The sequence below is a fragment of the Reyranella sp. genome, assembly GCF_965279465.1.
Taxonomy (GTDB): domain Bacteria; phylum Pseudomonadota; class Alphaproteobacteria; order Reyranellales; family Reyranellaceae; genus Reyranella.
Map to the genome: position 1 here is coordinate 702,063 of NZ_OZ257242.1, position 14,823 is coordinate 716,885.

The window sequence follows — 14,823 nt, forward strand, 5'->3', positions numbered from 1 at the left end:
GGGTCTACGAGGGAATTCGCATGCTCTACGCCATCCTCTGCTACCACCACGAAGACGTCGTGCAGTCCAGGACCAGGGACAAGCGCGACACGACCATGGCTGGCCTCGCCAAGGTTACCGAGAAGCTCGCGAAGCAGGGCCGGCTTGGCCCGGTGGCGCGCCTGCTGCCCACCACGGCGGCCACGACCTTGCGCAAGGACCAGGACCCGCCCCTGGTGGTGGACGGTCCATTCGCCGAAACCAAGGAGCAGCTGCTCGGTTTCTACATCGTCGACTGCAAGTCGCTCGACGAGGCGATCGAGACCTCGCGCGAGCTGGCGCGCGCCAACATGGGCGGCTCCTACGAAATACGGCCGGTGGCGCAGCTCGACGCCGGGAACTTCGGCGCATGACCGAGCTCGCCTGGATCGACGCGGCGCTGGTTTCGGCCCGTCCCCAGGCGATCGGCGCATTGCTGCGCTATTTCCGCGATCTCGAAATTGCCGAGGAGGCCTACCAGGACGCCTGCCTGCGGGCGCTGAAGACCTGGCCGAAGAATGGACCGCCCCGCGATCCGGCGGCCTGGCTGATCATGGTCGGCCGCAACGTGGCGCTCGACGGCGTGCGGCGGCACGCCAGACAGGTCGCTCTCCCCGATGAAGAGACGCTGTCCGATACCGACGACGTCGAGGCGGCAACCGTCGAACGCCTCGACGACAGTCACTATCGCGACGATATCCTGCGGCTGCTGTTCGTCTGCAGTGCTCCCGAGCTGCCGGCCGTGCAACAGATCGCGCTCGCCCTGCGCATCGTCTGCGGACTGTCGGTCAAGCGGATCGCCCGCGCCTTCCTGGTCGGCGAGGCGGCGATGGAGCAGCGCATCACGCGCGCCAAGGCGCGTGTCGCCAGGGCGGCGGTGCCGTTCGAGACGCCCGGCGCGCCCGAACGCGCCGAACGCCTCGCCGCCGTCGCGGCCATGATCTACCTGCTCTTCAACGAGGGTTATTCGGCGAGCAGCGAGGAGACGGAAGCCCGCGCGCCGCTGGCAGCCGAGGCCATCTGGTTGAGCCGTCTGCTGCTGCGTCTCTTCCCCGCCGAGCCCGAGATCATGGGGCTGGCGGCGCTGATGCTGCTGCAGGATGCGCGGGCAGCCGCGCGCTTCGATGCCGAGGGCGGGATCGTGTTGCTCGAGGACCAGGATCGCAGCCGCTGGGACCGCTCCGCCATCGATGAAGGACTGGCGCTGATCGACAAGGCGATGCGGCACAGGCGGCCCGGGCCCTATCAGGTCCAGGCCGCGATCGCCGCGCTGCATGCGCGCGCTGCACGGCCGGAAGACACCGACTGGGCGCAGATCGACCTGCTCTATGCCAATCTCGAACGGCTGCAGCCGTCGCCGGTGGTGACGCTGAACCGCGCCGTCGCCGTCGGCAAAGTGCATGGGCCGGCCGAGGCGCTGGCGATGGTCGAGCCATTGGGCGAGCGTCTCGCCGGCTACTTCTATTTCCACGGCCTCAAGGGCGCGCTGCTCGACCAGCTCGGCCGTGCGGAAGAGGCGCGCGAGTCCTTCACCCGCGCGATCGCATTGGCCAACACGCCGGCCGAAGCCACCCACATCCGCCACCATCTCGACCGCCTCTCATGTTCTTCATAGGACTCCCTCCCCCGTCTTCGGGGGAGGTGGCGCGGTAATCCGCGACGAAGGGGGCGTGACGCACCACCTGGCGTCACCCCCCTCCGTCAGCGGACGAATGGAATTTCTTCGAGCGCCTGTCGGATCGCAGCCCGCTCGTTCGTCCTCGGTACATGGTCACAGAGGAGAACGACATGACCGATCTCAGCCAACCCGTCCTGGGCGGCGTTGCGCCCTATCTCTTTGTCTCTAATGCCGCCACGGCCGCCGAGTTCTACGCCAGGGCGTTCGGCGCGAAGGAGGTGGCGCGTGCCCCGGCCGATCCGCAGGGGCGCCTGATCCACGTGCATCTGGTGATCAATGGCGGCTCGGTGATGCTGAGCGATCCCTTTCCCGAGCATGGCAGCCCGCTCAAGGAGCCGCAGGCGTTCATGCTGCACCTGCAGGTCGAGGGCATCGACGACGCCTTCCAGCGCGCGGTCGATGCCGGCGCCCAGGTCACGCTGCCGGTGCAGCTCATGTTCTGGGGCGACCGCTACGGCCAGTTGCGCGACCCGTTCGGCGTCGCCTGGTCGATGGGCGAGAGCCAGAAGAAAGGCTGACCAGTGGGTTCGCCCGCCGTGCTGTGGACCGGCCGCATCCTAAGCGGCCTGGTCATCCTGTTCCTGCTGATGGACGGCGCGATCAAGGTGATGCCGATCCAGCCGGTCACCGACAGCCTGAAGGAGCTGGGCTACCCCACCAGCGATTCCTTCGCCCGCCTGCTCGGCACCATCGTGCTGGTCGGCACGGCGCTCTACGCCTGGCCGCGCACCGCTGTTCTGGGGGCGATCCTGCTGACCGGCCTGTTCGGCGGCGCGATCGCCAGCCACCTGCGACTGGGCGATCCGCTGTTCAGCCACACGCTGTTCGGCGTCTATCTCGGCATGCTGATGTGGGGCGGACTATGGTTCCGCGATCCCGCGTTGCGCGCGCTGCTCCCACTCAAAGGTTAGCTGAGCAGGGAAGCTATCTGCTCGGCGAGCTGGCGCTGCTGGTAGGGCTTCGCTAGCCGCGGCAGCTCCAGCTTGGTCTGCACCGGCAGGTCGGCATAGCCGGTCGCGAGCAGGATCGGAAGCTGCGGCCGCAAGCGCCGCGCCTCCATGGCGAGCTGCAGCCCTGTCATGCCCGGCATCGCATAGTCGGTGATCATGAGGTCGATAGGCTCGTTGTCTTGCAGCACCGTCAGCGCCTCGGCGCCCGAGTTCGCCTTGATCACGGCATGGCCGAGATCCTCGAGCAGCGAGGCCGTGCTGAGGCTGATCAGGAAGTCGTCGTCCACGAACAGTACGGTCGCGCGCCGACTCGGCCCGGCGTCGGCGGCCGGCTGATCCTGCGGCGGCGCGTCCGCGCGACTATCGGCGATCGGCAGCCAGAGTTCCGCACGCGTCCCGCGGCCTGGCTCGCTGAACAGTCGCAGCGAACCTTCGAGCTGCCGTGCCAGGCCGTGGACCATGGACAGGCCGAGGCCGGTGCCCTTGCCGACCTCCTTGGTCGAGAAGAACGGCTCGATCGCCCGCTGCAGCGTCTCGCCGTCCATGCCGGCACCGGTGTCCGACACGGTCAGCCGCACATAGCGCCCTTCGGCCAAGTCCCCTGCTTCAGCGGTGGCCGCTACATCGAGCCCGATGGAGAGCGTCCCGCCGTCCGGCATGGCATCGCGCGCGTTGACCGCGAGGTTGAGAAGCGCGAGCTCGATCTGGTTGGCATCGGCCTGCGCGCGTGGCAGGGCTGGCGGCAGGTCGATTTTCATCTGCACACCGGCACCGATCGACCGGCGCAGCAGCTCGTCCATGCCGTGCACCAACTCCGCCAGGTCGACCGGCCGCGGCTCGAGCGCCTGGCGCCGTGCGAAGGCGAGCAGCCGCTGGGTCAGCGAGGCGCCACGCTGGGCGCCCTGCATCGCGCCGTCGATCAATCGATCGGTCGACGGGTTGGCCGACAGCCGCTTGCGCAGCAGCTCGAGGTTGCCCATCACGGCCGTCAGGAGGTTGTTGAAGTCGTGCGCCACGCCGCCGGTGAGCTGGCCGATCGATTCGAGCTTCTGCAGGTGACGCAACTGCTCGCGCGCGCGCTCGCGCTCGGCGATCGAGGCGAGCAGCTCGTCATGGGCCTGCTGCAGTTGGGCGGTGCGCTCCTGTACGCGACGCTCGAGCTGATCGTTCATCTGCTGCAGGCGCAGCTCGCCCTCGCGCAGATTTTCCAGCAAGACGCGCGTCTCGTGCTGGCGGCGGCGGCCCTTCATCGTGGCTCGGGCCAGGCTGCTGAGGGTCGTGGGATGGAATGGCCGCTCGAGGAAGTAGACGTTGCCCAACGCTTCCAGCCAGCGCGCCGCAATCGGGTTGCGCTCCGGCCCGCCGCCATGGTCGGTTACGAGAACGAACGGCAGATCGGACCATGCCGGCTGATCGGCAATGCACGCCATCAGCGGCCGAAGGTCGGCATTGTGGATGGCATCCTCGGTCAGCAGCACGAATCCCACGTTGTCGTGGATCGCGACAACCAGCGCCGCCAAGTCCCGGCAGACATCGCTCTCGATACCGGCCTGGCTCAGCAGCGACTGCGCGAGCGCCGCGTCGCGACCGCGCGGCGCCAGAATGAGCGCGCGCAGCCGACCTTCCGGAGGCCCTTGGCTCACTCGCCCCTGGCCGCGGCGGCCGCGGATTCGGCGGCTCCATTGCCGGTAAGGATCAGCGGCACGCCACGCAGCACGCCCTGGAAATCGACCAACGGCTCGCCGACATGCAGGCCGCCGTCGATCCAGAATTCGCGGATCGTCGATTCGTGCCGGCCGGTCCGCTTCTTGACCACCGAGATGGCGCGCTTCACCGAGCCGCGTACCTCGAAGAAGCGCAGCATGATCACCGAGTCGGCGAGGTAGGTGATGTCGACCGGCGACTTCATGTCGCCCATCATTCCCGACTGCGCAACCGTCAGGAATGTCGACACGCCATGGCGGTTCAGGAACTGCAGGATTTCGTGCATGTGCAGGATCAACGAGTTCTCCTGCGGCATCGACGCCTGGTAGCCGTTCAGGCTGTCGATGACGACGGTGCGGACCGCCGGATCCTGCACGGCTGCGCGCACGTTGTACGCGAATTCGCCGGGCGAGAGCTCTGCCGCATCGAGCTGTGTGACGAGCAGCTTGCCCGCCGCGCGCATGCCTGCGAGGTCGAAGCCCAGCGGCTTGGCGCGATCGAACAGCAGGCCGATCTCCTCGTCGAAGATGAACATCGCGGCTTTGCTGCCGGTGCGGATCGCCTCGTTGACGAATTGCAGGCTGATGATGCTCTTGCCCGCGCCTGCCGGTCCCGCCAGAACCGTGCTCGATCCCTGCTCGATGCCACCGCCGAGCAGCGAATCGAGGCCTTTGATGCCGGAAGCGACTCGGCCACGCGCAATCTGCTGGCGATGCTCGGCCGCCACGAGGCGCGGAAAGACCCTGACGCCACCGGCCCGGATGACGAAGTCGTGGTAGCCGCCGCGAAAGGACTGCGCACGGTACTTGATCACCCGCATGCGGCGCCGCTCGCTGCCATAGTCCGGCGCAGTCTCCTCCAGCCGCAGCACGCCGTTTGCGACGCTATGCACCGTCTTGTCCATCGTCTCGGCGGTCAGATCATCGAGCATCAGAACGGTCGAGCCGTGGCGCGCGAAGTAGTGCTTGAGCGCCAGGATCTGCCGGCGATAGCGCAGCGAACTCTGGCCGAGCAGGCGGATTTCCGAGAGCGAGTCGAGCACGATGCGCTTGGCCTTGGTGCGCTCGACGGCCTCGAAGATCAGTTTCGTGGTTTCGCCCAGCTCGAGGTCGGAGGAATAGAGCAGGCTCTGCTGCTGGTCCGCATCGAGCAGGCTTTCGGGCGGCGCCACCTCGAAGACCTCGATCTTGTCGCCGAGTTCCCAGCCGTGCGACGCCGCTGCCGCACGCAACTCGTTGGCCGTTTCGGACAGCGTGACATAGAGCCCCTGCTCGCCCTCCTTTGCGCCTTCCATCAGGAAGCGCAGCGCGATGGTGGTCTTGCCCGTGCCCGGACTGCCCTCGAGCAGGAAAACACGGCCGATGGCGAGGCCACCGGCCAGGATGTCATCGAGACCCGGCACACCCGTTCGGGCCCTTGGAATAGGGAATGTTTCGGTCGCCATGTCGTCCACTCTACGGTCCTGCTTCCTCCGTCCTGCCGCGAGCCAACGCAGAATTGCGCCGAAAGCTCCGGCATTTCTGGGAGCGACCGGCTAAACGACGATCATGCCTTCCGGTTCCCTCAACAGTCAGCGGACGGCGTTCTGGATGACGTCGAGAAAAGCAGTACCGTAGCGCTCCAGCTTGGCGTCTCCGACGCCGTGGATCTCCCGCATTGCGCGCGCGCTGTCGGGCCGGTGCGTGGCCAGCTCGATCAGCGTGCGGTCGGAGAAGACCACGTATGCAGGCACTTTCTGGGCTTGAGCGAGCTTGGCGCGCAGAGCCTTGAGCGCCCCGAGCAGCCTCGTGTCCGCCTCGCCCACGACCGTGGAGGCGGCAGCCGCCCGTTTTTCGCGCCGCGAACCCCTGGCCGGCGCGGCGAGGTCCCGGCGCAGTTCGATACGCTGTTGGCCCTTCAGCACCCGCCGGCCTTCGTCGGTCACGAACCAGCGCCCGTGCTCCATCATGTCCTGGCCGATCAGCCCGAGCGCCGAGATCTGGCGGAAGATCGAGCGCCATTCGACGTTCCGCCGGTCCTTTCCGACGCCGAAGGTCGGCAGGCGGTCATGATTGTATTTCTGCACATTCTCGGTGAGGTCGCCGACCAGGATGGCGACCAGATGCTCCATGCCGAAGCGTTCGCCGGTGCGCAGGATCGCCGACATCGCCTTCTGTGCCTCGATCGTGCCGTCGAAACGCTCGACACCCTCCTGGCAAAGATCGCAGTTGCCGCACGGCTCGGAGGGCTCGCCGAAATAGGAGAGCAAGGTTTGGCGGCGGCAGCGCGGTGCTTCGGCAAGTGCGAGCAGGGCGTTCAGCCGCTGGCGCTCGACCCGCTTGCGCTCGTCCGACGAGTCGCTCTGCTCGATCTGCAGCCGGCGCAGCTGCATGTCGCCCATGCCGTAAAGCGTCAGCGTGTCGGCGGCGAGACCGTCGCGGCCGGCACGGCCGATCTCCTGGTAGTAGGCTTCGACGTTGGCCGGCAGGTCGGCATGGCAGACGAAGCGCACGTCCGGCTTGTCGATTCCCATGCCGAAGGCGACGGTGGCGGTCATCACCACGCCGTCCTCCTGCTGGAAGGCATCCTGGTTGGCGTCGCGTACACGCTTGTCGAGGCCGGCATGATAGGGCAGCGCCGTGACGCCGGCGGCCTTGAGCGCTTCGGCCAGTTCCTCGACCTTGCGGCGCGACGCGCAATAGATAATGCCGCTATCGCCCTCGTGCTCGCGCACGAAGGAGAGCACCTGGCGCGACGAATGCTCCTTGGGCTTGAAGGCGAGCCGCAGGTTCGGCCGGTCGAAGCTGCGCACGAAGGTGCGCGGCGGCGCATCGAACAACCTGTCGACGATGTCGCCGCGCGTCGGCGCGTCGGCCGTCGCCGTCAGTGCCATGGTCTGCAGCGCGCCGCCGATCTGGCGCGCGAGGCTGCCGAGCGAGAGATACTCGGGGCGGAAATCGTGGCCCCATTGCGAGACGCAATGCGCCTCGTCGATCGCCATCAGTCGCACGTCGGTTTCGCACAGCATCTCGACCGTGTCCTGGCGCGCCAACCGTTCGGGCGCGACGTAGAGCAACCGCAGCTCACGCTCGCGGAGCAGACGCATGACCCGCGCATTCTCCGCCGGATCGTTGCTCGAGTTGAGGCTGCCGGCTGCGACCCCGGCAGCGCCGAGCGCACGCACCTGGTCCCGCATCAGCGCGATCAGCGGCGAGACGACGACCGTGAGGCCGGGCCGCACCAGCGCCGGAAGCTGGTAGCAGAGCGACTTGCCCGAGCCGGTCGGCATGACCGCCAGCACGTTCTCGCCGTCGAGCACGGCCTGCACGATTTCTTCCTGGCCCGGGCGGAAACCGCCGAAGCCGAAGACGGAATGCAGCAGGTCGCGAGCAGTCGAAAGCGAAGCGGACATGATTCGATCACAACGTAATGGGCACCGCTTCAAAAGTCACACCAGCGGCGCCGGTATCACGCAGACGACTGGTGCAGGACAGACACTGCAAATGGTCGTCACGTCTCCTCCCCGGAGATGCCGCGCGAGCGCCCCTTTCCGCCGGCTCACTCAATACACCCACCGGACCTTGTCCCCTCAACTCTCGTGGAGTGTCTCATGTCGAAGCGTTCATCCATCGCCCTTGCTGCCGCCGTCGTCGCGGCGATGGCAAGCCCGCTCGCCGCCCAGGCCCAGAGCACCAGCCAATGGGACGGCTTCTACGCCGGCATCAATACCGGCGGCCTGTGGAGCTCGACCACCGCCAGCATCACCGAGAACGGCACTGGCGGCGGCTTCAACGGCACCGGCAGCGGATTCGTTGGCGGCGTGCAGGCCGGCTACAATTATCTCATCGGGCCGATGCTGCTGGGCGGCGAGGTGGATTTCCAGGGCTCGACAATGTCCTCCGGACTGAGCGGCGGCGCGGGCCCGTCGGCGATCAACGCCAATGCCACCATGCCGTGGTTCAGCACCTTCCGCGTCCGCGCAGGCTACACGGTCGGCTCGGTGATGCCGTACGTGACGGGCGGCGCGGTGTGGGGCCATCAGCGCCTGCAAGGCACCGATTCGCAGACCGGCTACTTCGATGCCTCGAACAACTTCTGGACCTATACGTTCGGCGGCGGCGTCGAAGGCCGTCTCAACGAACGGCTGTCGGCGAAGCTCGAATATCTGTGGATCGGCAGCCCGGACACGCCTTTGTCGTCGCCCGGCACGACCAGCATCGATCAGCGTTCGATCGGCAATCTGCTGAGGGTCGGCCTGAACTATCGCTTCTGAGGCAGGAACAAGGCGGAACCCGCGCATTCCCCGGCTCGTTGGCTGAACGTCGGCCAGGGAGTGCGCGGTGCCATGCTCGTCGTCGGCAGCAGGTACGCGCCGAAGGCCGTAGAAGCCGAGACCGCGATGGCGACGATTTCCCGACACATGGCGCCTACGGCACCGACCGTCGCGCTGTCGACGCCGTGATCGTGGCGCCCGGCAATACGCCCCGGTGAACAATCGGGACAGGCGAGCGGAAAGCGCCTACGGTGGGCAAACGCCCCCTGGGAGAAGCGCTGCATGTCCACGAAGAAGCGTCCGACTGCGAAGAAAGCCAAGAAGCCGAGCAAGACCAAGACCGGCGTCGTGGCTGCACCGTCCGCCGCCATGCACACCAATCCAGCACGGGCCGCGATCGCCGGCCGCCGCCGATAGAGCGTTATCCATCCAGCGTCGAGACAGGCCTTGTTGTCCGGGGCGCCGCAGTCGCTTCGTCTCCGCTCTTCGGGCTTCAGTGGCGCGCGGCCTGGCCGGCATCGAGGGTCATCACGACGCCGCTGATGTAGCTCGCGCGATCCGATGCCAGGAAAACCGCGAGGTCGGCGACCTCGTCGGGCTCGGCCGGACGGCCGAATGGCATGTGTGTCGTGAGTTCGCGCCAGCGCTCGGGGTCGCCCCACTTCTGCTCCGCCTGGCTGCGCAGCAGGGTGGTCATCCGGTCGGTGCGCGTCCCGGGCGGATTGATCGCGACCACGCGCACGCCGTGATCGACGCTCCTGGAGCCGACGGCACGGGTGAAGGCCATCAGGCCGGCGTTCGCCGTGGTGCCGGCGACGTAGTCGTAATTGAAGCTCTCGCCCGCCAGGCCGATGATGTTGACCACCGTGCCCTTCTTGCGTGCGTACATCTTCTCCAGCATGGCGCGCGTCGCATTGACGTAGCCGAACATCTTCAGCTCCCACGACTCGCGCCATTTCTCCTCGGTCATGGCGAGGATGTCGCCGCGCGGGATGGCGCCGGCATTGTTCACCAGGATGTCGGCATGACCGACCGCCTCGATCACGGCGCGCACGGTGTCGCCTTTGGAGAAGTCGGCGGCGTGGATCTCGACCGGCACGTTGTGGCGGGCGCGAATCTTTTCCCGCGCGGCCTCGAGCGATTCCTGCGAGCGCGAGGCGATATGGACGGTGCAGCCTTCTGCCGCGAAAGCCATCGCGCAGGCAAAGCCGATGCCGCGGCTGCCGCCGGTGATCAGCACGGTCTTGCCGGTGAGCTTGAGGTCCATTGTCGTCTTCTCCATTAAAAATCCTCCTCCCCTTCGCGGAGTCCGCGAAGGGGAGGTGCCCGCGTCTTACGCGGGCGGAGGGGTCATGAGCACCAGTCGTGTTGCTCATGACCCCTCCGCCCCCGATTACGGGGGCACCTCCCCTTGGGGGAGTCCCCCAAGGGGAGGGAAGTTTAGAGCCGATACGTCGAATCGATCCTCGCCTGGCCGTCCTCGGTCTTGATGCGGCCGTCCTTCACCATCTGGATGAGGTGCGCCAGCATCGAGCGGCCAGCCGCCGCGTGCAGGTGGATCGGCGTGTCGGTGTAGTTCTTCGCGACCATTTGGGGAACCGTCTGCGGCCCCTCCTTGAGGCGCGCCATGATCTGCGCCTCGCGGCCCAGACGGTGCTCGATGTAGGACTCGACGAACGGGTGCGGATTGCGGATCTCCGCCCCATGGGTCGGGATGTAGAGCGTCTCCTCGCGCGGCAGCAGCTTGCGCAACGACGCGAAGTAATCGGCCATGTTGCCGTCGGGCGGCGAGATCACCGCGGTCGACCAGCCCATGACGTGATCGCCCGACAGCAAAGCGTTGTCTTCCTTCACCGCGAAGCAGAGATGATTGGAGATATGGCCCGGCGTGTAGACCGCCTCGACATTCCAGCCGTCGCCATGCACCACGTCGCCGTCGTTGAGCTTGATGTCGGGGGCGAAGGAGAAATCGCCCTCCTGCTCGGTTGCGACGCCGGCCGGCGGCTTGGGATGCGGGCCGTAGCTGTAAACCTTGGCCCCGGTCGCCCTGGCCATCGCAGGCGTCGCGGGCACGTGGTCGACGTGCGTATGGGTGACGAAGATGTGCGTCACCGTCTCAGCCCTCACCGCCCGCAGCACGGCATCGATGTGCTCCTGGTCGTCCGGGCCGGGATCGACGATCGCCACCTTGCCGTGGCCGACGATGTAGGTGCCGGTGCCCTTGAAGGTGAACGGGTTCGGGTTGTGTGCCACGACCCGGCGGATCAGCGGCGTCACTTCCATCGCCGTGCCGTAATCGAACTTGAAATCCCTGATGAACGGAATGCCGGGCATGAACGCTCCTAGGGCGTGGGCGGGGTGAGCTTGTACATCGCGTTGCGCCGGTCGGAACTGACGTAGACCGCGCCGGTCTTGCCTACTGCGACGCCGGTCGGCACCAGCGCCGGTGGCCCGCCGGGATAGGGCTCGAGGCCGATATCGAGGTTGGAGGCGACCACTGTCTTGGTGCCGGTCGCCGGATCGATCGCGACCACGCGCTTCTGGCCGACCTCGGCCACGTAGAGCCGGCCGTCCGGTCCGACATCGATCCCCTCCGGGCCGGCGAGTCCGTCGGCCACGACCTTGCGCGCGCCCGAGCCGACGTCGATCTGGCTCACCGCGCCGGCGCCGACCTCGGTCACGTAGATCACGTTGCCCGGACCCTGTGCCAGTGCCACCGGGCCGCGCAGCTCCTTCACCACCGTGCTGCGCGTCTTGCCATCGGCACTGACCTTCACCAGATTGCCGGTCGCCAGTTCAGCCACATAGACGGTCCCGTCGGACGCTTCGAGTGCATCGACAGGGGCGGCGAAGTCGGTGAACGAGGCGACCAGCTTGCCGGTCTTGCGATCGACCTTCTCGACCGTCATCGAAAACCAGCTCGACAGCAGCACATGCTTCGGCCCGATCGAGATGCCGAGCGGATAGGCATGCGTGTCGCCATGCACGCGCAGCACGTCGTTAACCGCGCCGCTATTGCCGTCGACCGTGCGATAGCTGAAGACGTCGGCGGTATGCACCGTGTCCTTGCCGCTTTCCGACGCGACGGCGAGATCGGCCGGGATCGCGAGCTTGCCCTCGACGATGGTCCTGGCCGCACCCGTCACCTTGTCGACGAGGTAGATGCCGTTGTCCGTCATCGAGGTCACGAACAGCCGGCCGCGCGAATCGAAGGCGAGATTGTCGAGGCCCGATTTGAGCGTGGCGACCAGTCGCTTGGCCTTGCTGGTCAGGCTGACCTTCCAGACCGAGCCGTTGGCGGTGTCGATCACATAAAGATCATCACGGCTCTGCGGATCGATGTTGGCGGCGGCGGGCGTCGTGAAGCCCGAGGCGATCACTTCCACCGCGCCGGTGTCGACGTTGATCTTCACCGCCTGGCCCTTGAACCACAGCGGGCCGTAGAGGAAGCCGTCGTCCTTGTTGATCTCGAAGCCGTTCAGGCCGCCCAGCTTCTCGGCGATACGGCGCAGGTCGTTACGCGCGATCGACTTGAACTCGGGCTTGTCGACGTTCTTGATGTCGATCTCGTAGAGCGCGTCGCCGAGGAACACCTCGGACACGAACAGACGCCCGTCCTTGCCGAAGGCGAGCGAGTTTGGCCCGGACAAGCCGTTGGCAACCTCGATCGTCTTGTTTCCGCGGCGGAGATAGACCTTGCCCAGCAGGAAGGCCGTCCAGGCCATGCTGCCGTCCTCGGCGAAGGCAATGTCGTCGGCCATGCCGATCGGCGGCTCCACCAGCCGATCGACCTCGCCCGAGTCGACCTGTACCCGATAGATCGCCTGTCCGAGCACGGAGCCGGCAAAGAGCTGGTCGTCCTTGTTGAAGGCGAGGCCATGCACGCCGTGGAACCACGAGCCCGGCACCAGGATCTGCTGGTTGTATTCCTTCGGTGGTGGCGGCGGCGCCGCGTCGGCCGCAGGCGGCGTCTGCTGCGCCCAGACGCTACCCGCAACAGCGAGCGCCAGCATGGCCGACGTGAAAAACCGCGCCTTGAGCATTCGTTTCCTCCGACCCCCTCCGGTCGCCTGCGGACTTTAGACCGGTGCACGCGAATCGGCTACCATTCTGGGCGATGCGACATCTCCTCATCCTCGCCATGCTGATCGGCCTGACAAGTGCGGCATCGGCACAGGAGAAGGTCCATTTCGCATCGCTCGATGGCACGGCGGAGCACGCGCCGACAACCCTCGACGGCTATCTGTTCAAGCCCGAACTGCCCGGCCCGATGCCTTCCGTGATCTTCCTGCATGGCTGCGGCGGGCTGATCTCGACAGTGACGCATCGGATCGTCTCGCGCGAGATCGACTGGGCCGCCAAGCTCAATGCCCTCGGCATTGCGGTGCTGATGATCGACAGCCTCACCCCGCGCGGCTCGGGTGAGATCTGCTCGCGCGAGGGCTTCAAGGAATGGCTCTATCTGCGCCGCCCGGCCGATGCCTACGGTGGGTTGGCCTGGCTGCAGAAGCAGTCATGGGTGGCGACGGACAGGGTGGCGATGATCGGCTGGTCGAACGGCGGCGGTGCGGTGCTGTTTGCCCTCGGCAAGAAGGTCGGCCGGCCGGCCGTCTCCACAGGCCCCGACTTTCGGGCGGCGATCGCCTTCTACCCCGGGTCGTGCAGCGAGCGGCGCATGGGCACCGGCTGGACGCCCAGGATGCCGTTGATGATCCTGATCGGCGACAGGGACGTCTGGACACCGCACGCGCCCTGCAAGGCGCTGGCCGACCGTGCCGTCGCCCGCGGCGCGCCGATCACATATCACGCCTATTCCGGCGCCTATCACGACTTCGACTGGCTAGGGTTGAAGCGCAAGGAACTGGTCGCCTACACCAGCCGTGCCGGGGTGGTGCCGATCATTGCCGAGGATCCCGCTTCGCATGCCGATGCGATCCAGCGGGTACAGGGCTTTTTGGCCGCGCACATTGGGCTACAGTAGTACGAACGGGAATTTCGCAGGAGGAAGGTCATGGCGGGTCCGCTTTCGGGTCTGACGATCGTCGAGCTGGCCGGTATCGGGCCGGGACCGATGTGCTCGATGATGCTGGGCGACATGGGCGCCGACGTGATCCGCGTCGATCGCACCAAGAGCCACGTCATGGATCGCCTCGCCGATCCCAAGTTCGCAGTTCACAACAGGAGCCGTCGCTCGGTCTCCGTCGATCTGCAGAAGAAGGAAGGCGTCGAGGTCGTGCTGCGCCTGATCGAGAAGGCCGACGGCATGACCGAGCCTTTCCGCCCCGGCGTCGCCGAGCGTCTGGGCGTCGGTCCGGACGTCTGCCTCGCGCGCAATCCGAAGCTCGTCTACGGCCGGATGACCGGCTGGGGTCAGGAGGGCCCGCTCGCCAAGGCGGCCGGACACGACATCAACTACATCGCCCTGACCGGTGCGCTGCACGCGATCGGCGGCAAGGACAAGCCGGTCCCGCCGCTCAACCTGGTCGGCGATTTCGGCGGCGGCGGCATGCTGCTCGCCTTCGGCATGGTCTGCGGCCTGCTCGAATCGCAACGCTCGGGCAAGGGCCAGGTGGTCGATGCGGCCATGGTCGACGGCGCGGCGCTGCTGCTCGGCGGCATCTACGGCATGGCCGGCGCCGGCCTGTGGAAGGACGACGAGCGCGGCGTGAACATGCTCGACGGCGGTGCGCCCTTCTACGGCACCTACGAGACCAAGGACGGCAAGTTCGTCTCGATCGGCTCGATCGAGCCGCAGTTCTACGACCTGCTGCTCGAGAAGACGGGCCTCAAGGGCGAGTCGCTGCCGGCACAGATGGACCGCAAGGCCTGGGAACAGTTCAAGAGCAGGCTGGAGCACATCTTCCGCGGCAAGACGCGCGACGAATGGTGCGCGATCATGGAAGGCACCGACATCTGCTTCGCGCCGGTGCTGACCATGAAGGAAGCCTCGCAGCATCCTCATGCCAAGGCGCGCAACGCCTACGTCGACGTCCAGGGCTTCGCGCAGCCCGCCGCCGCGCCGCGCTTCTCGCGCACCAAGGAAGGTGTGAAAGGTCCCGCCGCCAAGCGTGGCCAGCACACCGACGAGATTCTGCTGGAGAGCGGCTTCTCGTCGAAGGAACTCGGCGAGCTGAAGGCCGCAGGCATCGTCGGCGCGCAGTGAGGCAGCTGGTCATGCTCTTTCGGACCGCGAGCGTCCCGCTCGCTCCTGAATCCGAGCG

The 14,823-nt window shown here is 66.8% G+C and carries 14 protein-coding genes; 8 read left to right on the forward strand and 6 right to left on the reverse strand.

Going from position 1 to position 14,823, the window contains the following annotated elements; genetic code table 11:
- Positions 1-20: 20 nt before the first annotated feature.
- The 4 genes from ACQY8M_RS03490 to ACQY8M_RS03505 all read left to right on the forward strand — a co-directional run bounded on the left by ACQY8M_RS03490 (position 21) and on the right by ACQY8M_RS03505 (position 2,607).
- On the forward strand, positions 21-392 hold the full coding sequence (locus ACQY8M_RS03490; protein WP_428669095.1) for a YciI family protein: 372 nt from the start codon (positions 21-23) through the stop codon (positions 390-392).
- Positions 389-1,633: an RNA polymerase sigma factor gene (locus ACQY8M_RS03495; RefSeq protein WP_428669096.1), complete on the forward strand. Its 1,245-nt coding sequence runs from the start codon at positions 389-391 to the stop codon at positions 1,631-1,633. The genes ACQY8M_RS03490 and ACQY8M_RS03495 overlap by 4 nt, the downstream gene beginning before the upstream one ends.
- A 173-nt stretch (positions 1,634-1,806) precedes the next feature.
- Positions 1,807-2,214 carry a VOC family protein gene (locus tag ACQY8M_RS03500; RefSeq protein ID WP_428669097.1) on the forward strand — a complete coding sequence of 136 codons (408 nt, stop codon included), beginning with the start codon at positions 1,807-1,809 and terminating at the stop codon, positions 2,212-2,214.
- Positions 2,215-2,235: 21 nt separating this feature from the next.
- A complete protein-coding gene (locus ACQY8M_RS03505; RefSeq protein WP_428675304.1) occupies positions 2,236-2,607 on the forward strand; it encodes a DoxX family protein in 372 nt (123 codons plus the stop codon).
- Here ACQY8M_RS03505 and ACQY8M_RS03510 read toward each other — a convergent pair.
- From ACQY8M_RS03510 to recQ, 3 genes are all read right to left on the reverse strand, one after another.
- A complete protein-coding gene (locus tag ACQY8M_RS03510; RefSeq protein ID WP_428669098.1) occupies positions 2,604-4,289 on the reverse strand; it encodes an ATP-binding protein in 1,686 nt (561 codons plus the stop codon). The two genes, ACQY8M_RS03505 and ACQY8M_RS03510, sit on opposite strands and share 4 nt — an antisense overlap.
- Entirely contained in the window at positions 4,286-5,794 is a 1,509-nt protein-coding gene (locus ACQY8M_RS03515; RefSeq protein ID WP_428669099.1) for an ATPase domain-containing protein, read from the reverse strand. The genes ACQY8M_RS03510 and ACQY8M_RS03515 overlap by 4 nt, the downstream gene beginning before the upstream one ends.
- Positions 5,795-5,920: 126 nt before the next feature.
- Positions 5,921-7,741 (reverse strand): DNA helicase RecQ, encoded by a 1,821-nt coding sequence (gene recQ / locus ACQY8M_RS03520; RefSeq protein ID WP_428669100.1) that lies wholly within the window; start codon positions 7,739-7,741, stop codon positions 5,921-5,923.
- A 198-nt stretch (positions 7,742-7,939) separates the two neighbouring features.
- Between recQ and ACQY8M_RS03525 the strand changes: the two genes are divergently transcribed.
- Positions 7,940-8,602, forward strand: coding sequence for an outer membrane protein (locus ACQY8M_RS03525; protein ID WP_428669101.1), 663 nt, complete (start codon positions 7,940-7,942; stop codon positions 8,600-8,602).
- A 282-nt stretch (positions 8,603-8,884) separates the two neighbouring features.
- Entirely contained in the window at positions 8,885-9,019 is a 135-nt protein-coding gene (locus tag ACQY8M_RS03530) for a hypothetical protein (RefSeq protein WP_428669103.1), read from the forward strand.
- A 76-nt stretch (positions 9,020-9,095) separates the two neighbouring features.
- On the opposite strand, the gene ACQY8M_RS03535 is transcribed toward ACQY8M_RS03530, so the two are convergent.
- The 3 genes from ACQY8M_RS03535 to ACQY8M_RS03545 form a co-directional block, all read right to left on the reverse strand.
- Positions 9,096-9,884, reverse strand: a complete 789-nt coding sequence (locus ACQY8M_RS03535; RefSeq protein ID WP_428669104.1) for an SDR family oxidoreductase — start codon at positions 9,882-9,884, stop codon at positions 9,096-9,098.
- Positions 9,885-10,042: 158 nt separating this feature from the next.
- On the reverse strand, positions 10,043-10,936 hold the full coding sequence (locus ACQY8M_RS03540; protein ID WP_428669105.1) for an MBL fold metallo-hydrolase: 894 nt from the start codon (positions 10,934-10,936) through the stop codon (positions 10,043-10,045).
- Positions 10,937-10,944: 8 nt separating this feature from the next.
- Positions 10,945-12,645, reverse strand: coding sequence for a hypothetical protein (locus ACQY8M_RS03545; RefSeq protein WP_428669106.1), 1,701 nt, complete (start codon positions 12,643-12,645; stop codon positions 10,945-10,947).
- Positions 12,646-12,719: 74 nt separating this feature from the next.
- On the opposite strand from ACQY8M_RS03545, the gene ACQY8M_RS03550 reads away from it, so the two are divergent.
- The gene (locus ACQY8M_RS03550; protein WP_428669107.1) at positions 12,720-13,583 is read left to right on the forward strand and encodes a dienelactone hydrolase family protein; all 864 of its coding nucleotides are present in this window, start codon (positions 12,720-12,722) and stop codon (positions 13,581-13,583) included.
- Between the two features lie 30 nt (positions 13,584-13,613).
- Positions 13,614-14,765, forward strand: a complete 1,152-nt coding sequence (locus ACQY8M_RS03555) for a CaiB/BaiF CoA transferase family protein (protein WP_428669108.1) — start codon at positions 13,614-13,616, stop codon at positions 14,763-14,765.
- Positions 14,766-14,823: the final 58 nt, after the last annotated feature.